This is a genomic window from Saccharopolyspora sp. 7B, assembly GCF_020177435.1.
Lineage (GTDB): Bacteria > Actinomycetota > Actinomycetes > Mycobacteriales > Pseudonocardiaceae > Saccharopolyspora_C > Saccharopolyspora_C gregorii.
Genome location: NZ_JAIUKC010000002.1, coordinates 139,523 through 161,689, shown reverse-complemented (window position 1 = coordinate 161,689; position 22,167 = coordinate 139,523). Strand labels below are relative to the sequence as shown.

Sequence of the window (22,167 nt, the reverse complement as noted above, 5' to 3'; positions counted from 1 at the left end):
TGAGGACCGGCTCGAAGAAGCCGGCGACAGGCGGCGCAGGAGGCGTACGTCCTCCTGCGGTACGAGTGCATGCCGCGATGGGGACGGGCTCGGGGAGCCGGTGACAGACCGCGGCGATCCGCGCCCTACTCAATTTCACCTGGCAGGCCGCAATGAGGACCGGCTCGAAGAGCCGGTGACAGCGGATGCGGCTGCGGCTGCGGCTTACCTCGGGCCGACGCCTGCCGCAATGAGGACCGGCTCGGAGAGCCGGTGACAGGTGGGGATGCTCTACGCCTGCACGCCCGTGCGCGCGCCGCAATGAGGACCGGCTCGGAGAGCCGCAATGAGGACCGGCTCGGAGAGCCGGTGACAGCCGGCGGTGCTGCCTGCCGGGTTCGACGCGACGGGGCACCCGCCGCAATGAGGACCGGCTCGGAGAGCCGGTGACAGGGACCCGGCAGTAAGGGTGTTCTGACCTGGGTTTTCAAAGATCGTCGCGAGCGGTTCCGTTCGGAGATCGCGAGGAAACGGTTGTTCGATCTTACCGCATGCCGATCTCGCTCATGAGCTGCGCGAACTCGACGCGAGCGGCTACGCCTGGCCGAGACCGAACCGGACCGCTCGCCCCAGCCGAGGGCGCCCCGACGTCCCGGCCGGGTCGCGCTCGGTCCGCTACGTGCCGGATGGCGTCATCCGTTCCAATCCCGGAACCCGAGGGCCATTCTGGGCGCCCACACGACCGGGATGTACCGAATTTCGCAGATAGACGTGGCGACTTCGACTTCCCGCGGGCTCACCGGCCTGCCGGGTTGTTCGAGCGCCGTCGCCGAGCTGAACCAGGGCGCATCGAGGCCGAGCAGTTCGTAGCGCGGGCTGCTCGGTGTCGCGAGGTCCTTCGGCACGAATTCGGTGCTCTCCTGGTCGTCGGTCGGCGGGATCGTGTTCGCCAGTGCTGCCACGAAGGCCTCGCGCAGCACCGGGTGGTCCGGGACGAGGATGTTCGCAGGCAACGGAGCCTTGCGTTCGCGTTCGGTCGTGGTGAGGCGCATGGCGCGGGCCATCATCTGCGAGATGAACAGCGGTGCGGTGACGTTGGTGGCGTAGGCGATGGTGGAGACCTGCGGGCAGTCGAACCCTTCGGTGATCATCCGGACGGCGACGATCCCGCAGGACCGGTTCTCCTGAGCGGCGAGCTGCAGGGTGCGCAGCGCGCCGGGTTCGTCGGAGGTGACCAGCCGCGCGAAATTCCGCCCGGTGACCCGGTTCAACACCAGCGCCGCCGATCGGGCGGCCTCTTGAGTGGGGGCGACGAACAGGAGCTTCAACGGCTCCGCGTAGTCGATGGCCCACAGCTGGTTCTCCAGCAGCCGCACCGCCTCCGCCGCGAACCCGCGCAGCCACTCCTCCGAGCTGCAGGCTTGCAGCAGCACCGAGTTGCGCGGCGCCTCCTCGAGGTCGGCGATGTCGGCGTGCACCTCGCGTTGTGCGACCACGTCGACGAACCGGGCCCGGCCGCCGTACGCGTAGAGGTCCGGCGGCCGCAGGTGCTCGGGGATGAGCTCACGCGCCGACACGGAGTAGTCCGCGACGGCCTGCAGCTTCGGCACGCCCCCGGTCTCGACCCGCTCGTAGCGCACGGTGGAGATGCGGCGCTTCGGGCTGGAGCGGAACAAGGTCCCGGTCATGTTCAACACCGCCTCGGCCCGAAGGTCGTTCCCGGTGACATCACCGATCATGCTCCGCACCGCGAGCCCCCACGAGGCGTCGGTCGCCACGTGGTGCACCTCGTCGAGGACGACGAGCGTCCTGCTTCGGCCCTGCTGCAGCTCGTGCAGCGGGGCAGCCCCGGGCAGTGACTGGTAACTGACGATCGCCCCGACCTTGCCGGGATGTTCGATCGCTCCGTTCCGCGGCTCGGAGTCCAGGTGGATGCGGAGCAAAGCGAGTTCCTTGCGCCATTGGCGGACCAACGCCTTGTTCGGCACGACCACCACCATGCGCTCCACGTATCCGGCGTCGCGGAGGGTCCTGAACACGATCCCGGCGAAACGAGTCTTCCCCGCGCCGGGAGCCGCGTGCAAGGTCGCGAACCCGTGCTGGAACAGGGTTTCCGAGATCGTGTGCAGCGCCTCGCACTGCCAGTCCCGCAGGGTCAGGTCCGGAACCGAGTCCGCGTCTACTCCCCCGAGACCCAGGTTGCAGCGCGCGCACCACGCCTGCATGTTCTCGACCTCGGTCGCACCGCCGTTGCGCGACGCCGCGAGATGGGCGTTCTGGTAGGCCGGGCCCAACTCGACGCCGCAGCGCTGGCAACGGCCGCCGGCGCGTTCGTACAGCAGCTGCCGCTCGCGTGGCGACAGCCGTCGTCTGGAATCATGGCCGTAGTTCTTCATGGCCGTACTTCTTCCTGCACCTGGCCGGTCGGCCACCCACGGAGGTGTCCGTGGAAGGCAGGCCGGTCACTCAGGTTCTTCGTCGTTGTCCGCGGGGTCCTCCGGTTCCGCGGGGTTCGGGTGTTTCTGCCGGTATTGGTGGATCATGTCCACCAAGGCGAACACGAACGTGCGGTCCTCTTCAGAGATCTGGAACAGATCGGCGTCGACACCGACGGTCAGCACACCGGCACCGGATGCCAACGGAACCTTTTCGACATGCCCCTGGTCCCCGGTCGAGGCGGCTGTCGACGTCCGCTTCGGGGCGGTGCGGCTACGACGCCGCCGTGGACGTGGAACCGCCGGTCCACCGGAGGATCCACCCGTTTTCGCCCACTCCGGACTCAGTTCGATGTCGGCGAAATTCGCCGCGTCCAGGAAAAACTTGATCGCACGTGTTCGGGTGTCCCCGTCCTGTCCGTAGTTGTCCTTCCATAGACTGTGAAGTTGTTGTTTCGTGGCATGTTTCTGGCCGATCTCGATGATCGGCGCGTAGTGTTCGCGGATGAGATCGCCGATGATCTCGGGTCTCGACTCCTTCTCGTAGACGAACCTGCGCAGCCGTTCCGTAGGAACGTCCTGGTCTCCCACGAACTCGAACTGGCGCACGGTACTCAGAAAAGCGGTCTGTACCGTGCCGGACATCCAGTTCAGATAGCTCCGGTCGATCGCCGCCGGCAGAGATGAGACTCCCGCCATCCGGTCCGCCGTGTTCATGAGGACGCGGAAGGCCAGGTAAGGCGGGACGAACGTCTTCTCGTCTTGCACCATCCGATCATTCCCTTCAACGGACGCTACGACCGTACGGCGGCACGCCGGGGCACCGGCAGGGCACAAATCCCCGAATGGGATTGCGCCCGGCCTCGCACTCTCGCTGCCTCGCATCCACGGCACGTGATGGCGTCGAATCAGGGGCACCCGGATGTCACCGGCGGGCGGCGTCCTCCGCCCACCCCGCTCGAGAGACGTGGTGTCCCCCGGTTCGGGCTTGATCAGAAGCTACGTGGGCGATTCCTGCTCATCCGACCTACACGATCCGGGGCCCGACCACCGGCCACGCCCGCCCAGTTCCCAGAACCTCCATCGCCCTGGCGTGGTCGCACGGCCCCAGATCTACGAGCAGTACCGAGTCCTGTGCCGCATCCAGCACGCGGCCCAGCTCGAACCTCAAGTCCGCGAGGTCGGCGCCGGACAGATCGCACAGGAACACCGAGTACTGCACGCGCTCGCCGAAGCGCTCCAGCGTGGCCGCGACTCGGCGCAGCCGGGTCGGGTCCCGGATGTCGTAGGCGACCAGGTAGCGATGCCGGGGCATCGTGCATCACCTCGTGGTGCAAGGCGTGTACCGCGGGATCTCGTCCAGCAGGTAGGCGGCGAACATCCGGGCCTGGACCTCGAGAGTCCGCCGGTAGGTGAGCTTGTAACCGAACACCGGGTGCACGGCCTCCGTGGCGAGTCGGCGTTCGTAGGCCGTGATGACGGTGCGCCGCCCGCCGCGGGTCAGCGCCACCGCCGTCGGGTGCACCTCGAACATGCCGCCGTCGGCCTGCCGATTGTTGATCAGCGTCAGGGCGGTGGAGTCCGCGATGAGCGGCCGGAACTCCTCAGCCAAGTCGAGCACGAGCGCCGGACGCCCGTACCGCGGCCGGTGGTAGAGCCCGAAGTACGGGTCGAGACCGAGCGCGTAACAGGCGACCGTGAGGTCCTTGACCAGCAACGCGTACAGGTACGACAACAGGCAGCTCACCGGATCCAGCGGCGGTCGACGGGTCCGGCCCGTCTGCTCGAACAGCGGAGCGGGAAGCCTGTTGTCGGACCGGAAGGCACCGGGCAGCGCTTGGAAGTACGCAGCCGCAGCCGAACCTTCGACGCCGAGCAAGGTGCTCACCGCCTCCGCCCTGCTCGCTCGCTTGATCGCGTCGTCGAGTCGAGCACGATCCGATGCGGCCAGGCTTCCGTTGCGGCGCAACAAGGTTCGGCAGTTGCGGATCTTGCCCAGCACGATGGCGCGAGCGAAGTCCACGCCCTGCGCCGGCGACGTGGTGTACTGCCTGCGTCGCAACTCGACGTGCTTGCCCGCCACCGGCACCGCGACGGCCTTCAACCAGCCGCCGGTGGAGGTCCACACCACGGGGCTGCCCTGTTCGGCGAGGGCGTGCACGGCCTGGCTGCTGAGCTGAACCGGCCCCGCCAACACCAGGTGCAGGACGTCGCGCAACCGCATCGACAACTGCCGTTCTCGCCCCCTGGCCACCACGATCCGCCCGTTGCGCACACCCACCGTGCTGCCGGGTTCCGTGACATAGCAGGGGAATCGATCCGGGTCCCGAGCCAGCAGGCGACGCGGTGGTTCCGGATCGCGCCCGGCCAGTTCATTGATCTCGTCCGGCATGCAGACACCCAGCAAAGCGCAGCCCGGGCACCGGTTGCTGTGCTTCAGCGGTGGCGGTGGCTCAGCCCGCTCTGCGACGGCACGCGCTTCGGAGAGCGCTTCGAGAACTTCCCGTTCCGCTTCCCACGTCCACGGAACCTCGACCCGCCGCCGAACGCGGTCGTACCAGATGCAGCCGTGGTCACAGCGATATCCGTGCCGCACCAGCAGCAGGATCTGCAGCAGCACCTGCGCCCGCTCGGACGGCCACGGCCCGCCACCCGGAGCCGGACCACCTCGGCGGTACTCCACCGGACAAGTCCGGTCACCGACGCCCTCGACGACATCGCAGACCGCGACCACCCCCAACTCCGCCGACGACAACCGGACCGAGCGGGTGCGCCATCCCTCGGCCCGGATGGCCTGCAGCGGCGGCAAACCGCTCCCAGGCCGATCGACGACACGATGGACATGGCTGCCGAGGCGCGTCTCCTCCGAGTCCCGCCAATACCCCTGCGCCTGCTCCAGGTGGAACAGCCGGGGACAGTAGACGAACTTGCTGAGCGCACGCGCCGGGATGAAGAGTTCAGGTTCCATGACGGTGCCCCTGGATGAGCGGGCTTCCTGTGACCTCTCCAGGATCGCGCAGACCCCGCACCGCAACGCGTCCCTCGTTCGGGTTGTTCGCGGTCCGCAGACGGAGGCACCGGGTCGCCGGAAACCGGCGCCGGGCCAGGGCGTCTCCGACGAGCGGCGCGGTACCAGCCGAAGCCAGGCGTAGCCGCTCGCGTCGCGTTCGTGCAGCTCACGGGCGAGATCGACGTGGGGTAAGATCGAGCAACCGTTTCCTCGCGATCTCCGAACGACACCGCTCGCAACGATCTTTGAAAATCCAGGTCAGAACGCCCCTAAAGCAGGGTCCCTGTCACCGGCTCTCCGAGCCGGTCCTCATTGCGGCGAGGGCATCACAGCCGTACCGGGCCGCCAGGGCGTCTGTCACCGGCTCTCCGAGCCGGTCCTCATTGCGGCACTCATACAAGAGGCGCAAGGGTGGCTTCGCCGTCTCCACCGCTGTCACCGGCTCTCCGAGCCGGTCCTCATTGCGGCCACTCCATCCGAAAGGGAATCAATGCCGATCAGCAAACACCTGTCACCGGCTCTCCGAGCCGGTCCTCATTGCGGCTGCTAACCCGCTGAAACTTGACGGCGTAGCCGATATTCGCGCCGCCGGCTCTTCGGGTCGGTCGTTACTACGGCCCCGAGTACCACTCGCCCGATCGGAACCGGCGACGTTGTCGGTAAGTGGTTCGCCGAACCGGGGCTCGCCACCACTCCGCAGCAGACAGCCACTCACTTCGGGTGATCATGTTGGTACTCTGCGCGCCAAGCGGTTTCGGAAGCGGGCCGTTCACGAAGGGTAGGTGTCGAGGTGGCGCTTTCGGCGCGTGCTGCGGCGATTCGCGGTGATGACTACCAGCACGTCGTCGGCTGGTATTGGGCGTGCTGCATGTTGAACGATCCGGAGATCGGATCCATCGGCGTCGAAGATCCTGCGGGCGGCGCCTTCGACGATGTGGTGGTGCGGCGCGGTTCCGGACGAACCTCCTACTTCCAGGTGAAGACGTCCAACTACGCCAAGAGGATCATCGACGAGAACTACCTGTTCGCCAGCACTCCCAACGGCCGAAGCCCGTTGCAGCGCTTCCATTCAACCTGGCGTGCACTGCGCTCCACCAGCGACGACAACGAGTACGTCCTGGTGACCAACCGTGGGTTCGACCCGAACCACCCACTCCTCGGCAGCCTCCTCGACCTCTACGAAGAGCAGATCGACGTCGGCCGAATTCCATTGAAACCACGTGGCGCGCTGGGCAGGGCGTGCAAGCGGTGGAGCACACACCTCGGGATCGACCTCACCGAGCTCATCGACTTCCTCCGCGAGCTGACGTTGCGGCACTCAGGAAGTGAACGCGACTGGGTGGACAAGACACGATCACAGATGAAACTGGCAGGACTGCGCGACGACGACGAAGCACTGGCCATCGGCAAAGATCTCGTCCGAACTTGGGTGAAGACGGGGGCGACTCGACAGGACAGGGATTCGCTGAAGCAGCAGGTGGCTGCGAAAGAACTACTGGCCAGAACCGGTACCCTGACGTTCCAAGTCCACGGCATGGACCGGGATTCATCCTTTGTCACCCCGAACGCGACGCTCGACATCGTCGACCTCTACGCCGGTGACACGCCGCGCGAGCGCCGAGTGCTTCACCACCATTCGGACTGGCAGGAGAAAGTCCAGCCATCATTGGCCGCGAAGGTGCGCGAACTGGAGGCGTACCGCACGCGGAGAGTCCACGTGACCGGACACATGCGACTCCCCCTGTGGTTCGCCATCGGCTTCGCCATGCCGGAAACCCGCCGATGGGTGCTCAGCCTCGAGCATGCCACCGCGGAATGGTCCACCGCATCTCCTGCATCCGTGACACCCCGCGAACTCTGCGACATCACCCTCGGCTGCGGAACAGACCTCGCCGTGGGGGTGGCGCTCACCCACGATCCGACCGCCGACATCACCAATTGGGCGCGCAACACGAACTCCGCCATCGGACGATTAATCGTCCTCGGGCCTCCCGGCATGCCCGGGCAGACAGCGGTTCCCGACGGAAGCTGGGCCGCCGGGTGGGCACGAGCCGCCCGCGACCATCTGCGGGCTGTGTCGAAAGAACACGACCCGTACACCGACCGGATTCACCTGTTCTTGGCCGCACCGGCCGGCGTGGCGCTCATGCTCGGCCACCAGTGGAACCTCCTCCCCACGACCACGCTGTACGAATACCTGCCGCCGCGCGACTACGCAGAGACGCTCACCGTCCGCTGACCACGACACGGCCCACAAGCCCCGATGCGAGCGGCTCGGTTTCCGCGCACGCCAGGCGTAGCCGCTCGCTTCCCGTTCCCGCAGTTCAGGGGCGGTTCCCGGGACCGCTAAGATCCAGCCAGCGTTTACTCGCGATCTCCACCCGGCACCGCTCGCGACGATCTTTGAAAACCCAGGTCAGAAAACCGCTCAAGCAGGGTCCCTGTCACCGGCTCTCCGAGCCGGTCCTCATTGCGGCTGATCGCCGGGCACCGGCGCTGGGCCGCTGCTGAACACGCTGTCACCGGCTCTTCGAGCCGGTCCTCATTGCGGCTGGACAAGACGCCCACAGCGTCGGCGCGCACCCGCTCCTCTCTGTCACCGGCTCTTCGAGCCGGTCCTCATTGCGGCCGGCCGAGGCGCCCCAGGGCACACCGAGCACGGAGTACAGCTGTCACCGGCTCTTCGAGCCGGTCCTCATTGCGGCGACGTGGTTTTTCGCCCAGTGCGTGATGGGGTACGGGCCTGTCACCGGCTCTTCGAGCCGGTCCTCATTGCGGCACCCCGGGACGGCTGCTGCTGTGCCTGCAGGACACACACTGTCACCGGCTCTTCGAGCCGGTCCTCATTGCGGCCTGCCAGGGCTCGGCGTCGGCCAGCACCGCGTTCAACCTGTCACCGGCTCTTCGAGCCGGTCCTCATTGCGGCGTGGCAGAAGCATGCGTATCGCCGCCAACACGCTTTGAGCTGTCACCGGCTCTTCGAGCCGGTCCTTATTGCGGCGGCGCGGAGGTGGTCCTGCACCGGCGTCCCGTCCGCGTGGTGCTGTCACCGGCTCTTCGAGCGGCCCTCATTGCGGCCCGATCGACATCGCGTACACCAGCGGGAAGATCCGCTCACCTGTCACCGGCTCTTGAGCCGGTCCCCATTGCAGCCACCCACCGCTGAGCACGGGAGCGAGGAAAGCATCTGCCTCGGCCTGTCACCGGCTCTTCGAGCCGGTCCTCATTGCGGCTCGAAATGACGTAGTGCGAGATCGCGCAGGCCGACTGCCGCTGGGGTTGCGCGCCACTTCCACATGCGGGGCCATCGCTGTCGGTGGAGTCCTCGGCCGTCATGAGGAACGCTTCCGCGACATCGCCGAGCGACCACCGTGCCGATGATCACGTCGTGGTCGTTCTCCTGCGCCGGGCGGTGGTCATCGGACAGGCTGCATCCTGTGTGGATCACCAGACCGGTTCCGGCCTCGGCGAGCGCCGTTCAGCTGCGGGCCGTGCCGGCTGCGCCGCTCAGCGGCCCAGCACTTGGCCTAGCCCCGGCCGCGACGGCTCGACCTGCCATGCCCACTCGCCCCGATGCGCGCGCGGAACCGCCCCGCTGACGAAAGAAATCGCCGTGAACCACACCGCCTACATCACCGCCTGCGTGGAGGCGATCCGCGCCGAGGGGCTGGTGCTGTGCGAGGTCGTCATCGACGACACCGCACAGCGCCACGCCAGCCTGGGCTTGGAACTGCCCGCGGAGACCGAGTTCGAGGATCTGCAAGCCGCCACCGCCCGCTGGGACGAACACGACGGCTGGTCGGTGACGATGGTGCACCCCGGCGGGTCGACCACCGTCGCCCACGGGCAGCTGCTGGTGCCCGCGCCTGCGGTCGCGGCTGCCTGGATCGCGCTGGTGCTGACGGCCCCGGCGTGGATCGCGCCCCGCCCGCCCGCGCTGCTGGCCGACGACTCCGGCGGTCTCGATGAGGAGCTCGCGCGCTACACCCCCGCCGGTCCGGTATCGGCCGGGCGCGAGGAGGACCAGGCGTGAGCACCCCGCGCGTCCTGCGAATGGTCGACACCCTCGACCCGCCCGCCGCGGTCACCGAGGATCCGCTGGTGGAGGTGGTCCGCCGGGCCAAGACCGGTGCCGACGTCGGCTCGGAGCTGGCGGCGCGGTTCCGCGCGGCGATGTTGTGGGTGGAGGTGACCCGCACCCCGCAGCGGGCACGAGGTCACCGCGGTTCACCAGCAGGATCTGGCGTGGCTGCCGGTGTTCACCTCCCTCGATCACTTGGCGGCGTTCGCGGTGGCCTCGGGTCGCGGCAACCAGCCCTGCACCTACGGCACGCTCTCCGGCGCGGAGGTCCTGGACGCGGTGCTGTCCGCATTGCCGCCAGGCACCGGGCTGGTGCTCGACCCGGGCGCCGAGCACGTGCTGGCACTGCCCCCGCACATGCCCGCCACCGACGAAGGAGCCGACGATGGGGCATGAGGCGTTCGGCGTCGATCTGGACGCGCTGCACACCGCCGAAGGCGGTATCCGGGACGCGGTCGCCGAGCTGACCGAGATGGCCGGGTGGGGCTTCGGCGCCTGGGCCGCCGAGGGTGGCGGCATGGCCGAGGAGGTCATCTCCAGCGCCGCCTACACCGGTCACGACGAGCTGCGCGCCGCGCTCACCGAGTTCGCCACCGCGTGGGAGTGGGGTATGCGCATCCTCGTCGACGACGGCCAGGCCGCCGCCGACGCCCTCTCCGAGAGCCGCAGCGTCTACGAGCGCGCCGATGAAGAAGCCACCAAGGCGATCAAGCGCGTGCTGCACACCGCGATCGGCGACCCGATGCAGGACTCGGACGCCTGGGATCAGCAGTCCTGGTCCTCGATCGTGCAGGACGAGCTGCCGACCCTGGGCATCCGCCCCGACCAGCAGGGGCAGTGATGGTCACCAACAACAGCTCCCTCGGCGACGACGCCTCCTCGATCTGGAACACCGTCACCGAGCACGCCGGTTCAGCGGGCAAAGCGATCGGCCAGGCGATCGGGCTCGTCGACGGCGACGTCATGCCCGGCGATCCCGAGCAGGTCCGCACCCTCGCCGAGCACCTGACCCGCTTGGGCGAGGCGTTCGGCCGTGCGGCCGACGGGTTCCGTCGCATCGACACGGGCACCTGGCAGGGCAGGGCCGCTGATGCCGCCCGCGAGCACCTGACCACCGCGCCCCCGCAGTGGCAGACCGCCTCCGAGGCGTTCGCGGAAGCCGGTGCGGCGACAGCGGAATTCGCGGCGGTGCTGGCCCGCTGCAAAGCCGCCGCCGAACGCGCCCGCGATGATCTGGAGCGGGCGGAGGAGGCGTCGAAAGCAGCGGCCGACGCCCACAACGCCCAGGTCGATCACTACAACGACGCCGTGGCGGCGGCGAACGCGGGCGGCCCCGCGCCACCGGCACCGCCCGGGGCGTTCCGCGATCCGGCTGCTGCTGATCGCGCGGCCGCCCAGGCGGCCCTCGACGCTGCCCGCGAGGATGTCGCCGCGGCGGGACGTGCCTCCGCGTCCGCGGTGCGCCATGCCGCGTCGCAGGCCCCTGCCTCGCCGGGGATGCTGACCCAGCTGGCCCGCACGGCCAGCGACATGGCCGAGGCCTTGGTGCGCACGAACGCCTCGATCCTGGCCGGTGCCGCCGAGGGTGCCGGCGAGCTGGTGAAGTTCGGCCGGTCGTTGTCGTTCATCGATCCCTACAACCTCACCCACCCAGGTCAGGCCGCGCAGAACACCTCGATGTTGGCCCAAGGCGTGATCGGCGCGGTCGCCAACCCCTACGCCGCGGTCAAAGCCAGCGTCGACATCGACGGGTGGCGCAACGACCCCGCGCGCACGCTCGGGGCGGCGATCCCCAACGCCCTGGCCTCCCTCGCCGGTGGTGGCGGCATCGCCTCCCGCCTGGCCAAGGGCCTCAAGCCCGGCATGAAACCGGCGGGCCTGCACCCGCACCTGGACGGACCGACACCGGGCCCCGCCAGCCCGCCACGCCCTGCCGCACCGCCATCGACGCCGCCGCCCGGTGCGCCGCAGTGGGGCCGGTTTCCGGAACCGTCCGGAACGCACCCACCGGCCGCGGCCACCCCCGATTCGGCACCGCCGCAGGCGCCGCACCACGGCCACGCGACGACCTCGTCCGAGCACGGTCCCACAACACCCGAAGCGGTCCCGAACACCGCGCGGGAGCCGCTGCCGGACCACCGGGAGCTGCCCGGTTTCGAGGCGGGCGAGAAGTTCGACGAGGCCTACCGCAGCGTGCACAGCGACCCCGAGGCGAACACTAAGGACCCCATCGGGTTCGGCCAGCACGGGTGGCACGATCTCTCCCCCGACAACCCGCTGCCCGACGGGCTCACCCGCGACCCGGTCAACCTGAGCACCGGTGAGCCGGTCAACTCCTACAAGGAGCTGCCGAAAGAGTTCATCTACAGGACCAGTGCCGAGCCGGTCTACCGCAAGATTGAAGGCGTAAGCCTGGAACGGGTGTTCAGTGACGGCATCCATGCTCGGCAACCCGACGCGGCGGTGAACATCCATTCCCTGGGGGCGCACGTGGGTGAGGGTGGGATGCCGAGCCCCTACGTCTCCACCACTACTGAGCTCGGCCACGCACTGGCCCGTGATGGCGGCATCGGCGATGGCGTCGTGCTCGACATCCGATCGCCGACGCCAGCTGTCGATGTCGACGCGACGTTCAAGGTGCTCGACGGGGACCGATTCGTCAGCCACGGAGAGGGCGAGAAAATCTACATCAACGGTGTTCCGCGTGAACACATCCGAGGTGGCTGGACGAAGGTCGACGGCGTACCACGTTGGTTCAACAATCCCTGGTACAGAAACATCGGCTTCGGCGACACAGGAGAATGACGATGACCGAATTGCAGCGGAGCACGATGGTCGGACCGTGGCCGCTTCCGCCGATCGACGACGCGCTCCGCGCAGAAGCGGCGACCAAGCCGGGCGAGTGGATCACCTATGCCGACCCTGCCATCCGTCCGGGTGTGTCGCCGCCGCGGTTCGCGATCCAGGGCGGATACAAGTCCGACAGCACCGGTGCCATCGTCAAGACGCTCATCAACCCCGATTACGAGCCCAGCTCTGCCCGTACCGGCGGATGGAACTTCGCCAACGGGCTGGAACTGACCCTGTGGCGGGTGATGCACGGCTTCAACGCGCTCGGTCACCTTGCCGATGCACTGGCCGCGGCCCAGAACGTGCTCGTCTACGCCCAGTACGAGGGGGATACGACCATCTCCATGATCGGTGACCCCGAGCGTCCGGGTGGGACGGTCCTGGGGTTGTGCACTTCGGCGAAGTTCTGCACTTGGCCGCACCACCACCCGATCCCTGGGCACGTGGCGCTGTCCGTCGCGAACAGCACGCCTGGCGCGAGGGTGTACTTCAACCCGGGCACCGAGCTGTCGCTGTGGCTGCCGGGCGCGGAGTTCGCCGCCCTCGCCGCGGCGAAAACGGCCGAATGAGGCAGACCCCAGGAATGCGCGGCCGAGTAGTCGGCTGGTCCGCGTTCTCAGCGCGGTGAGCTTTTCCGGACTGTCAGGCGCTCGTGGGCTTGAGGAGGCCCATGCCGAGGTACCGCTGGGCGCCGAGGAGCAGGGGGCCCGTGACCGCTATGGGGAACTCGATGGTGGCGTGGGTGTAGGGGCGCGGCCGGGGTTCCTGGCGGGCGAGGTCTCGGCGGGCGAGGTCGGCGGCTCCGGGCAGGAAGGGGTCGCGGGCGGTGGCGATGCGGGACGGTTCGGGTAGTCCCATGTGGACGCAGGCGCGGGCGAGTTCCGCGTTTTCGCCGCCCCGGCCGGGAAAGCGGTCGAACACGATCGGCGTCACCGTGGACCACCTCAGCGAGGACGCCGTCCACCGCGATGGTTCCAGGACCGGATCGTTCCGTGCGGGCTCCTGCAACGGCAGGCTGGTTCGGGACAGCCGGAGGTGGAAGTTCCGCGCCCGCAGGACATCGCGCAGGAGCGTCGCCAGATCCGGGCTGCCTGCCGGGACCGAGACGCCGACTCCGGTGATCTGCCCGGTCGCGGCGGGACGGCCCGCATCGAGCAGCGGCAGGTAGGCGACGTGCTGGAGGTGGTCGGCGTCGTGACCCGAGACCTCGGGAGGCAGCGGGTCCGGCATCCGGCTCATGACGGCCTGCCGCAACAGGGCTCCGATCTTGCCCGCACGGCGTGGCGCGATGCTGATGCCGTCCGGAAACGCGAAGGTCAGCAGCCGGTCGGTGCGAGTTCCGGTTCGCGTCATACCGGTTCGGCCCCGAACCTGCTCGACTGCGCTCGGCGCACCCGCATCGGCAATGTCGGCTTCCCCGGGCCCGAATAGTGCAACAGGTGGGTGCCGCGGTAGAAGCGGCACTTGAACTGGGCGAGATACCAGCCGACCGCGACCGCGACCGTTTTCGGCATGCGCGCCGTCACGACGAGCTCCCGCTCGCCGCAACTCTCCTTGATGCGCACCAGCTGAACCGCCACCGAACGCGCGACCCGGGCAAGTTCCGCACCGGAGAAATGCACCTGAAGCCGGCCGTCCACTTCGACCACTTCCCCGACCCCGCCCGGACGATGCACGTGGTGCACGGTTCGCACTTCGAAAGAACGCAGCAATTCGTCCGGCTGGGACGTGACCTGTGCTTGAGTCAGGTTGATCGACACCCCGACCCGATCCCCGCTCGGTTCCTTCAACTCGATCGGATCGAGATCGACCGGAACAGCCGCGTGCAGATCGGACTTGTCCAGTTCGAATTCTTCGTTCGGATGTTTGTCGTGAGTGGACAGTTCCACGAGCCAGACATCGCGTTCGGCCAACGGCAACGCGCCACCGACCGAGAGCGCGATCGGCCACAGCAGGTTCGGGGCCACCACGATCCGCCCGTCCTCCGGCACCGTGTTCACCAGGAGGTCCGCCGCGGCACCCGCCTCCGCGCACGTGTCGACCACGTCGATCACTCCGCCGCGCGTGCTTCCGGGCAGGTCAGCCCACCGGTGCACCGTGCGGATCGACATGGCGCGGTCCTGCGCCAGTTCGCGGGACTCCTCATTCGTCGTCAAGTCCCCCATCCCCTCATCGAGCACTTGCACGCTCAACAAGGTTCCGGCGGTCGTGCGGAACCGCCGCCGCAACAGCATTGCGGCGAGCACGACGAGGACGAGAATGCCGAACACCACGAACCGCACCGGGGACAAGTCCAGCTGATCGCCTGGTTTCGGGAACAGGTCCTCGATCAGCAATGCGAATGCCGCGGTCAGCGCACCCGAGGTGGCGGCGGTGAAATAGTCCGCCAACGCCACGCGTGTCGATGCTTTGACCAGCGAGGAGAACAACTTCCGCATGACTCTCCGGTGATCCGGTCGGACGGACGGTGTACTGTACCGCACGCTCCGGCACGCTTCATCGAACGAGCCAGGGTCATCTGGGAGGAATGCTTGACCGAGTCGTTCGTCAACCCCTACACATTCATACCGCTTCCCGATTCCGCCCCCGACCGGCGCCGCCCGCACGGGCATTCCGGCGATCCGCGACTGCTCAGCGGCACGCTTTCCCTCGACATCGAGGTTCTCACCCCGTTGCTGATCAGGGGATTCGGCGAGGAGAACCGGATTCCGCGACGCCCCGACGGGACCGCGTTCGTACCCGGCTCGTCGCTGAAAGGCGCCGTCCGGTCGATGCACGAAACGTTGACCGGCAGCTGTCTGCGGATCTTCGACGCGGACTACTTGCCCAGCTATCGGGACCCGGCTCAGGTGTCGGACACGCTGCGGATGGCGGTGGTCGAACGCCCACCGAGCGAGGGAAGACCGCCGACGGTCCGGCTGTGCGAACCGGGTGACATGCGGAGACACCGGCTGGACCAGCACATCCTCTCCGATCTCGCCCAGCACGGACTCCGATCCGGAGACCGGTTGAACATCGCCGGATGGAAGGGCAAAGGCGGCCGCCCCGACCAGGTCGACGTTAACCCTGAGGGCCACTGGGTGGTCTTCATCAGTGCCGCCGACGCACGGAAGCAGACCGATCCGTACCGCGCGCACGTGCGCAAGCTGGGGAGCGAAGCCCCTGTGGAGGTCCCGGACGACGTGTGGAGCGAGTTCCTGCGCGTGGTCGAGGACACCGACGATCGCCGCACCTCGCGCCGCGAGCAGACCGAGGGGCACACGACCGAACAGGTTCACTTCGAGTTCACACCCCACCGCCAGGACGCCAGGCAGGTGCTGGTCGGCGAACGCGACCTCGCCACGCCCGACCTTCGCCAGGGCCAAGCCGTGTGGGTCGACGTGGACGCCTTCGGGACCGTCACCAGGCTCAGCCTGGCGATGCTGTGGCGGCACTCGGGCGAGTCCACCTCCGGTGAACGGGTCCGCGGCTTCACGCCCTGCACCGATTGGGAGGAGCTGTGCCCGAGCTGCCGATTGTTCGGAAGCATCGACCCGGACGAGGCTGCCCCGACCGAGCGGGCCGCGCAGCGTGCTTACCGCGGACACGTGCGCTTCGGTGATGCGGTGGCGCTCCGCCGGGTCGACCCGAAGGGCATCGTGCTGCCACCGATGGGAGCACCTCATCCCGGCGCGGGACAGGCCTACCTGACCAACACCAGCCCCGAACTCGTCGGGACCTCGGCGGAGCCGGCCCTTCGAGAATGGGGATCACGCGCGGACAAGCCGACGCCACGAGAGTTGCGCGGCCGCAAGCACTACTGGCACACCCCGGAGCTCAACAAGCGGGAAGAAGCCCGCAAGCACCAGCGCAAGGATCAACCGAACCAGACAGATCTCACCACCCCCGCCGAGCTGTTCCCGAAGAACACGAAGCTGCGCGCCACGCTCACCTTCACCGACATCGACGAACAGCAGCTCGGCTCCCTGCTGGCCGCGCTGAGTCCCGCGGACATGTTGAGCGAACCGGAACTCCGCACGCACCTTGGTGGTGGCAAACCGCTCGGTCTCGGCAGCTGCCGGTTCGCGGTCGACCTGCAGCGATCAGAGTTCCACCACTCCGGTGCCAGGTACGGGCTTCCCCTCCCCGACCGGGACCTCGTCACCGAGATGCCCGTGCTGCTCAAGGACTTTCGCGAAACTCTGAGCGACCGGCACTGCAAGGCCGTGGCGAAGGTGCTCCACCCCGACTCGGTGCAGAACCACCGCGTCTGGTATCCGCCTGGAGAACGCTGGACTGTGAAGGGGACCGACAAGTTCGACGAAGGCTTCGAGTTCTGGAAATGGACCTCCGGCGCCGCGACCTCGAGCGAAAGCTATCCGTTCAGGCCGTTTCCCTCAGTGGAGGACGACGAGCAGTCGATGCCGATCAGGTCCAAGCCCGAGGGGTCCCAGTGAACGACTACCTCGACATCGGGGTCGTGCAGATCCAGTCTTGGCTGGCCCGCACCCCCAGACTGCGCGGTCGCCGCGGTGGCTCCACGTTGATCAGCCAGGCCACCGACCCCGACGTCATCCGGTCCCTGCTGGCTGATCTCGCGCCGGCAGTCGAGATCAACGAGGAAGCCGGGCGGATCGACGGAGTGGTGGCGCTGCGGTTGCACGACGGCTCCCGGCAGGCCGACGTCGAACGGCGCGTCATCGGCCACCTCCGCAAGCACATGCCGGGGGCATCGCTCGCAGTGAACTGGTTCCACGGCGAGACGTACTCCCTGGCCCGGACGAATGGCACCGGCGACCCCGAAGAATGGCCTGCGGCAGCAGCGGACTGGCCGGCCGGGCGTCCCTGCGGGTGGTGCGACACCTGGCCCGCCTCGCCGGACACCGTCGAGACCTCCGATGCCGACAAGAACGACGGAGAACGGCGCAAACCGCTCTGCGTGGAATGCGCCGCCCGCGACGAGGCTGCCGGACGAGCCGAGCGGCGCGAGCTGATGCCGTTCCCGGAAGCTCGGCTGCTCGAACGGCTGCAAGACGGGGAAGGCGGAAAGCCCACCGGCCCCGGAACGGTCGGCGTGCCCGACACCTTCGACGTCCTCGCCGAGCTGGACGGCTCCGGCGAGACGCACCTGGCGCTGGTGTACGCGGACGGCAACGCCATCGGCCAGTTCATCAAGAGCGTCCAGCAGAACGGCATGACCCTCGACTTCGCGCGGGTCATCGACGACGCCACCTGGAACGCGCTGGTCACCGCCGTCCACGAGATCCGCCGCGACGGCGACGCGCTGCTGCCGATCGTGCCGCATCTGGTCGGCGGTGACGACGTGCTGGTGAGCATCCCGGCGAGCCGGGCGTGGCGGTTCGTGGACACGTTGCTCGACGAGTTCACCCGGCGCATCGGCACGGCAACCGGCAGCGAAGGTGCCGACTGGTTGCCCACCCTGTCGGCCGGGGTCGTCTTCCACCACTACCAGCTTCCGCTGTTCCAGCTCAACGAACTCGCGGGAACCCTGCTGCGCCGGGCGAAAGTGCACACCCGCGGGGAAGCCGCCTCGCTGGCTTGGCAGGACACCACCCGAGACGGTGTCGGGACCAGCACCCGTTCCGCGCTGACGCGCGCGGAGTTCAACGCGCACCTGGAGCCGTTGCGGGAGCTGGCCGCACTGCCCAAATCGGCTCGGCATCGACTGTTCGACCTGCTCCGGGCCCACGGCGAGGGATCCGCGGAACTGACGGCGCACGCTGCCCGCGTCGGCTGCACCGAAGTACTCGCACCGTTCCACGGCCCGATCCGCCTCGCCGACGCGCTCGGCACCGTCCGCTGGTGGTGGCATGAACCGGCTTGATTTCACGATCACGTTCCACTCGCCGTTCCGCGTCGCCCGCGGCGAAGGCGGCCGCGGCGCGCACGACACCATCGACGACACCGACCGGCTGCCCGCGACCAGCCTCGCCGGGGTCATGCGGGCCACCGCCACCACCCTGCTCGGCGAGCAGAACCCGGTGCTCGACGAGGTGTTCGGCTCGGACGCGATCCCGTGCCCGTGGCGGTGGAGCCCGGCACGTCCCCTCCACGGCTGGCAGGACTCGACACCCGCCGCGCGCGTCCGCATCGACGCCGAGACCGGGTCGGCGCAGCAGGACATGCTCGTGTTCGCCGAACAGACCGGCGCCGAACAGGCCGAGTTCCACATCCGCCGCTTCCGCCACGTCGCGCCCGAACGCCGCGACCTGCACCTGGCGGTGCTCACCATCGCCGCGCAAGCGACCCGGTCGCTCGGGGCGTGGCGGCGCCGCGGACTGGGCTGGGTCGGCATCCGCTGCACGCACGAACCGGACGAGGCGCTCGTGCGCACGTTCCTGGAGCTGAGGACATGACCGACACCGCCCGGATCACCGTCACCCTCACCGAACCGGTCGCCGCGGGCAAGCGGCTCCGCACCGACTTCGTGCAGGACACCTACGACCACATTCCCGGCACGGTGCTGCGCGGTGCGCTCGCCGCCCGCTGGGTCGCCGAGCACGGCGTGCCGGTGACGACCACACCGGAATTCCTCGACGTCTTCGAAGGCGACGGCGCGTTCGGCCCGTTGCACTCCGAGCTGAGCGTGCCCGTCCCGCTGAGCGTGCACCTGCACAAGTACCGGCCCGAGCCCGGCCGGTGCACCAAGGAAATGTGGGACGAGGCGACCGAGAAGGTCCCCGACGAGTGCGAGGACTGCGACAAGCCGTTGGAGCGCAGCAAGGGCACGGCCGCGGGTTCGGTCGGCCGCAGCATCCGCACCCGTGCCGCCCTCACCCCGCAAGGCGTCGCCCGCGAAGGCCACCTCTTCACCCAGAACAGCGTAGCCAGCGGCGCCCGGTTCGCCGGCTGGATGCACGGGCCCGCATTGCGCGCGCTGCACATCGGAGACGAACCCGTCGACACGCTCTTGCTCGGCGGCCGCACGAAAACCCAGGGCAGCGCACTGCTCGAGGTCGACCACTCCTGCGTTCCCGAACCCGTGGAGCAGCACGGAAACGAGGTCGTCCTGCGGCTGCTCGGGCCAGGGGTGTTCGTGGACGACTTCGGTTTCCCCAGCGCCAAGCCGGATCGCCGGGAACTGTCCGAAGCGCTCGGCGTCGAGGTGCAGGGCATCACGAGCCGAACCCGCTGGTGCCAGGTCGAAGGCTGGCACATCGCCAGCGGACTGCCGAAACCGGTGGAGCGCGCCGTGCAAGCAGGCTCGACGTACCACGTCACCTGCGCGGAACCGGCCAGCGAACAGGCACGCCGCACACTGCTGGCCCGCGGCATCGGGCTGCGGCGGCGCGAAGGTTTCGGCGCGCTCTACACCTTCGACCCCCACCGCACCACCCTGCACGGCCTGCGCGAGAAGACCGCGGCGTTGCGCGACCCAGAACTGCGCGAACACCTGACGGCACTGCGACACCGCGCGCAGCGGATGCAGCAGGAACCGGTCGACGACTCCGCATTCCGCGACCGGATCAACGTCGGCGATCCCTTCGGGAACGCGTTGCGGACGCTGCTCGACATCGTCTCACCGCAGCTCTTCCACGACGTGCTGGAGAACTGCGCCCAGCAGGAGGCGCACCGATGAAGGTCACGCTCATCACCGCCCGGATGCGGTTCGACACCGCAGGCGGCGTCACCGCGACCGAAACCCGCACCGGCGACGGGTACGCCTCTCCCCTGCGCCGGGCCCCCGACGGGAAGATCCACCTGCCCGGCACGACCGTCGCCGGAAGCCTCCGAGCCCACTGCGCCCGCCACGACGGTGCACTGGACGCACTGTTCGGCAACAAGCCGCCGACGCGTTCCAGCGACCGTCGCGCGGACGCCATCCCCTCGGCGATCCAGGTGCTCGGCACGGCACTGCGGCCCGCGGGCGAGAGCGTGACGCACCGCCGCAGTGCGATCGACCGGGAACGCGGCGCCGCTCGAACGCACCACTACTACGAAGTCGAACTGCTACCAGCAGGCACCGAGTTCGACGTCTTCCTGCGCTGGGACGACCCGGACGCACCACTGCGCGACCGATTCCTCGCCGCGTTGACCGGCTGGCACCCGATGCTCGGCCGCGGCGTCACCCGAGGCGCCGGACGCTGCTCGCTGATCGGGTGGGGAGAGGCGGAATACGACCTCAGCACCGGCCCCGGGCTGCTCAGCTGGATCCGCGACACCGACATCCAGTCCTACCCCGAACCGACCAAGCCGGTCGACACCCCGGAACCGGAGATCGCCCTGCGCGCCGAACTGTCCATCGTGGACGCCGTGCACTGCGGGACGGGAGACGCGCAGGACAACCTGCTACCCACCTTCCGGCTCCGCACCGACGGCGACTACGCGATTCCCGGCTCCACGCTGAAAGGCGTCCTGCGCTCCCGCGCCGAATACATCTGCCGCGTCGTCGGCGCCGGAGCCTGCACCGACCAGAGCTGCGGAGAGTGCCGTCCCTGCACGCTGTTCGGCCACGCGAACGCGGCAGGCGGGCGCCGCGGCCGAATCGCCGTCGACGACGCGGTGATCCGGGAGCCCGTGATCGCCCATCGCAACCACGTCGCCATCGACCGGTTCACCGGCGGCGCCCGCGACACCGCCCTCTACACCCACGAAGTCGTCGCCAGCGGCACCTTCACCCTGCACGTGCGCGCGCTCGACGCCATCGACGAAGCCGACGAACGCCTCCTGCACGCGGTACTGGCCGACCTGCACGACGGCTACACCGGAATCGGCGCCCGCACCACCGCCGGCTACGGCACCGTCGCCGCACGCACCGGACTCCGCACCGACCTACCGCTGACCGACCTCGCCACCGCGCTGTGAAGGAGCAGCCCATGACCGACACCTGGTTCCTGCACGGCTCCGGACCGCGCGCACGCGAAGACTGGCACCAGCTGCACGCCCAAGCCGGGACCTGGACCACCTCATGGTCCGACCACCACGGCTTCCACCAAGAACGCTTCCCCACCGAACCACCCGCCACCACCCACCTGTGGGCATGGGCGAAGCGGCGGTGGATCCGGGTGCGCATCGACCACGGACGATGGTGGGCCGCACAACTCACCGAACACGATGACGTCGACAGTCCACTGTGGCCGAATTCATCGCCGCTCCACACCCGGCCCGACATCACCGAATTCCGGAACTGGGGAGAACACGACCGAGAAGTCCGCCAATACCGCGGAACCCCCGGCGTCCGCGGCCGCACCGACATGCTCCAACTCGTCCCCCAACGCCGCACCACCGCTGTGTTCATCGGCGACACCGCCACCACCGACAGCCGCACGGCTCACGGGCCCAGCCCACTCCACCGGTGACGCACGGCGGGTGAACGCTCAAGCTCACCGCGAAGCATCCACCCCGTGCTCCTCACCTGCACCAGGGAAATCCCGCTCCACACCACGCGAGCGGCTTGGCTCATCCCTCCCCAGGCGTAGCCGCTCGCATCCCGTTCCCGCAGGTCAGGAGCACTCACTGATCCGATACGATGCAGCACACGCTTTCCCGACGATCTCCACGCGGCACCGCTCGCAACGATCTTTGAAAACCCAGGTCACCGCGCCCGAAAATCCGGGTACCCGTCACCGGCTCTCCGAGCCGGTCCTCATTGCGGCACCGACCGGTTGCTCTACGACGCGAGCGCGGAAGCACAGCCGTCACCGGCTCTCCGAGCCGGTCCTCATTGCGGCCAGGAGGTTGGGATGCTGAGTAGTCGTATGGGTGACCAGCCGTCACCGGCTCTCCGAGCCGGTCCTCATTGCGGCGCGGCGAGCGCCGATGGCCTGCTTGATGATCCGGCGGCGCCGTCACCGGCTCTCCGAGCCGGTCCT

General features: G+C 68.6%; 17 protein-coding genes, 1 pseudogene and 3 CRISPR repeat arrays (1 of these 21 running past the window's edge). Of the genes and pseudogenes, 12 read left to right on the top strand and 6 right to left on the bottom strand.

What is annotated here, in order from left to right:
- Positions 1-671: 671 nt before the first annotated feature.
- The 4 genes from LCD33_RS00670 to cas1 all read right to left on the bottom strand — a co-directional run bounded on the left by LCD33_RS00670 (position 672) and on the right by cas1 (position 5,382).
- On the bottom strand, positions 672-2,375 hold the full coding sequence (locus LCD33_RS00670) for a DEAD/DEAH box helicase family protein (protein ID WP_224977398.1): 1,704 nt from the start codon (positions 2,373-2,375) through the stop codon (positions 672-674).
- Between the two features lie 66 nt (positions 2,376-2,441).
- Positions 2,442-3,185, bottom strand: a complete 744-nt coding sequence (locus LCD33_RS00665; protein WP_224977397.1) for a DUF5343 domain-containing protein — start codon at positions 3,183-3,185, stop codon at positions 2,442-2,444.
- 256 nt (positions 3,186-3,441) lie between these two features.
- Positions 3,442-3,729, bottom strand: coding sequence for a CRISPR-associated endonuclease Cas2 (gene cas2 / locus LCD33_RS00660; RefSeq protein WP_224977396.1), 288 nt, complete (start codon positions 3,727-3,729; stop codon positions 3,442-3,444).
- A 6-nt stretch (positions 3,730-3,735) separates the two neighbouring features.
- Positions 3,736-5,382 carry a CRISPR-associated endonuclease Cas1 gene (gene cas1 / locus LCD33_RS00655; RefSeq protein WP_224977395.1) on the bottom strand — a complete coding sequence of 549 codons (1,647 nt, stop codon included), beginning with the start codon at positions 5,380-5,382 and terminating at the stop codon, positions 3,736-3,738.
- A 325-nt stretch (positions 5,383-5,707) separates the two neighbouring features.
- Positions 5,708-5,968: direct repeats of the CRISPR family, unit length 36 nt; unit sequence CTGTCACCGGCTCTCCGAGCCGGTCCTCATTGCGGC.
- A 246-nt stretch (positions 5,969-6,214) separates the two neighbouring features.
- Here cas1 and LCD33_RS29265 point away from each other — a divergent pair.
- The 6 genes and pseudogenes from LCD33_RS29265 (at position 6,215) to LCD33_RS00625 (ending at position 12,924) form a co-directional block, all read left to right on the top strand.
- A complete protein-coding gene (locus LCD33_RS29265; protein WP_224977394.1) occupies positions 6,215-7,663 on the top strand; it encodes an SAVED domain-containing protein in 1,449 nt (482 codons plus the stop codon).
- A gap of 202 nt (positions 7,664-7,865) precedes the next feature.
- A CRISPR array of direct repeats spans positions 7,866-8,657; the repeat unit is 36 nt; unit sequence CTGTCACCGGCTCTTCGAGCCGGTCCTCATTGCGGC.
- A gap of 380 nt (positions 8,658-9,037) precedes the next feature.
- A complete protein-coding gene (locus LCD33_RS29260) occupies positions 9,038-9,457 on the top strand; it encodes a DUF6292 family protein (protein WP_224977393.1) in 420 nt (139 codons plus the stop codon).
- Between the two features lie 204 nt (positions 9,458-9,661).
- Positions 9,662-9,901: pseudogene (locus tag LCD33_RS00640) on the top strand (SseB family protein); the annotation flags it as partial.
- Complete coding sequence (locus LCD33_RS00635; RefSeq protein ID WP_224977392.1) at positions 9,891-10,346, top strand: hypothetical protein; 456 nt, start codon at positions 9,891-9,893, stop codon at positions 10,344-10,346. The pseudogene LCD33_RS00640 and the gene LCD33_RS00635, both read left to right, overlap by 11 nt.
- Positions 10,346-12,310: a putative T7SS-secreted protein gene (locus tag LCD33_RS00630; protein ID WP_224977391.1), complete on the top strand. Its 1,965-nt coding sequence runs from the start codon at positions 10,346-10,348 to the stop codon at positions 12,308-12,310. The genes LCD33_RS00635 and LCD33_RS00630 overlap by 1 nt, the downstream gene beginning before the upstream one ends.
- A gap of 2 nt (positions 12,311-12,312) precedes the next feature.
- Complete coding sequence (locus tag LCD33_RS00625) at positions 12,313-12,924, top strand: hypothetical protein (protein WP_224977390.1); 612 nt, start codon at positions 12,313-12,315, stop codon at positions 12,922-12,924.
- A 73-nt stretch (positions 12,925-12,997) separates the two neighbouring features.
- Here the strand turns inward: LCD33_RS00625 and csb2 are convergent, their stop codons facing one another.
- On the bottom strand, positions 12,998-13,708 hold the full coding sequence (csb2, locus tag LCD33_RS00620) for a type I-U CRISPR-associated protein Csb2 (RefSeq protein ID WP_224977389.1): 711 nt from the start codon (positions 13,706-13,708) through the stop codon (positions 12,998-13,000).
- A complete protein-coding gene (locus LCD33_RS00615) occupies positions 13,705-14,793 on the bottom strand; it encodes a hypothetical protein (protein WP_224977388.1) in 1,089 nt (362 codons plus the stop codon). The genes csb2 and LCD33_RS00615 overlap by 4 nt, the downstream gene beginning before the upstream one ends.
- Before the next feature lie 93 nt (positions 14,794-14,886).
- On the opposite strand from LCD33_RS00615, the gene LCD33_RS00610 reads away from it, so the two are divergent.
- The 6 genes from LCD33_RS00610 to LCD33_RS00585 are packed head-to-tail and all read left to right on the top strand — an operon-like array spanning position 14,887 to position 21,654.
- Positions 14,887-16,791, top strand: coding sequence for a TIGR03986 family CRISPR-associated RAMP protein (locus LCD33_RS00610; RefSeq protein ID WP_224977387.1), 1,905 nt, complete (start codon positions 14,887-14,889; stop codon positions 16,789-16,791).
- Positions 16,788-18,179, top strand: coding sequence for a hypothetical protein (locus LCD33_RS00605; protein ID WP_224977386.1), 1,392 nt, complete (start codon positions 16,788-16,790; stop codon positions 18,177-18,179). The genes LCD33_RS00610 and LCD33_RS00605 overlap by 4 nt, the downstream gene beginning before the upstream one ends.
- The gene (locus LCD33_RS00600; RefSeq protein WP_224977385.1) at positions 18,166-18,711 is read left to right on the top strand and encodes an RAMP superfamily CRISPR-associated protein; all 546 of its coding nucleotides are present in this window, start codon (positions 18,166-18,168) and stop codon (positions 18,709-18,711) included. Before LCD33_RS00605 ends, LCD33_RS00600 begins: the two co-directional genes overlap by 14 nt.
- Positions 18,708-19,934 (top strand): type III-B CRISPR module-associated Cmr3 family protein, encoded by a 1,227-nt coding sequence (locus LCD33_RS00595; RefSeq protein ID WP_224977384.1) that lies wholly within the window; start codon positions 18,708-18,710, stop codon positions 19,932-19,934. Before LCD33_RS00600 ends, LCD33_RS00595 begins: the two co-directional genes overlap by 4 nt.
- Positions 19,931-21,160, top strand: coding sequence for an RAMP superfamily CRISPR-associated protein (locus LCD33_RS00590; protein WP_224977383.1), 1,230 nt, complete (start codon positions 19,931-19,933; stop codon positions 21,158-21,160). Before LCD33_RS00595 ends, LCD33_RS00590 begins: the two co-directional genes overlap by 4 nt.
- 11 nt (positions 21,161-21,171) lie before the next feature.
- The gene (locus tag LCD33_RS00585) at positions 21,172-21,654 is read left to right on the top strand and encodes a hypothetical protein (RefSeq protein ID WP_224977382.1); all 483 of its coding nucleotides are present in this window, start codon (positions 21,172-21,174) and stop codon (positions 21,652-21,654) included.
- 260 nt (positions 21,655-21,914) lie between these two features.
- Positions 21,915-22,167: direct repeats of the CRISPR family, unit length 36 nt; unit sequence CCGTCACCGGCTCTCCGAGCCGGTCCTCATTGCGGC; it runs 521 nt beyond the window's last position.

What these genes read in the sequence shown, in the direction of transcription:
- cas1 (WP_224977395.1), bottom strand. Translation starts at nt 5,382, where the DNA reads ATGGAACCTGAACTCTTCATCCCGGCGCGTGCGCTCAGCAAGTTCGTC.
- LCD33_RS00595 (WP_224977384.1), top strand. Translation starts at nt 18,708, where the DNA reads ATGACCGACACCGCCCGGATCACCGTCACCCTCACCGAACCGGTCGCC.
- cas2 (WP_224977396.1), bottom strand. Translation starts at nt 3,729, where the DNA reads ATGCCCCGGCATCGCTACCTGGTCGCCTACGACATCCGGGACCCGACC.
- LCD33_RS00615 (WP_224977388.1), bottom strand. Translation starts at nt 14,793, where the DNA reads ATGCGGAAGTTGTTCTCCTCGCTGGTCAAAGCATCGACACGCGTGGCG.
- LCD33_RS00635 (WP_224977392.1), top strand. Translation starts at nt 9,891, where the DNA reads ATGGGGCATGAGGCGTTCGGCGTCGATCTGGACGCGCTGCACACCGCC.
- LCD33_RS00600 (WP_224977385.1), top strand. Translation starts at nt 18,166, where the DNA reads ATGAACCGGCTTGATTTCACGATCACGTTCCACTCGCCGTTCCGCGTC.
- LCD33_RS00625 (WP_224977390.1), top strand. Translation starts at nt 12,313, where the DNA reads ATGACCGAATTGCAGCGGAGCACGATGGTCGGACCGTGGCCGCTTCCG.
- LCD33_RS00665 (WP_224977397.1), bottom strand. Translation starts at nt 3,185, where the DNA reads ATGGTGCAAGACGAGAAGACGTTCGTCCCGCCTTACCTGGCCTTCCGC.
- LCD33_RS00590 (WP_224977383.1), top strand. Translation starts at nt 19,931, where the DNA reads ATGAAGGTCACGCTCATCACCGCCCGGATGCGGTTCGACACCGCAGGC.
- csb2 (WP_224977389.1), bottom strand. Translation starts at nt 13,708, where the DNA reads ATGACGCGAACCGGAACTCGCACCGACCGGCTGCTGACCTTCGCGTTT.
- LCD33_RS00670 (WP_224977398.1), bottom strand. Translation starts at nt 2,375, where the DNA reads ATGAAGAACTACGGCCATGATTCCAGACGACGGCTGTCGCCACGCGAG.
- LCD33_RS00630 (WP_224977391.1), top strand. Translation starts at nt 10,346, where the DNA reads ATGGTCACCAACAACAGCTCCCTCGGCGACGACGCCTCCTCGATCTGG.
- LCD33_RS00585 (WP_224977382.1), top strand. Translation starts at nt 21,172, where the DNA reads ATGACCGACACCTGGTTCCTGCACGGCTCCGGACCGCGCGCACGCGAA.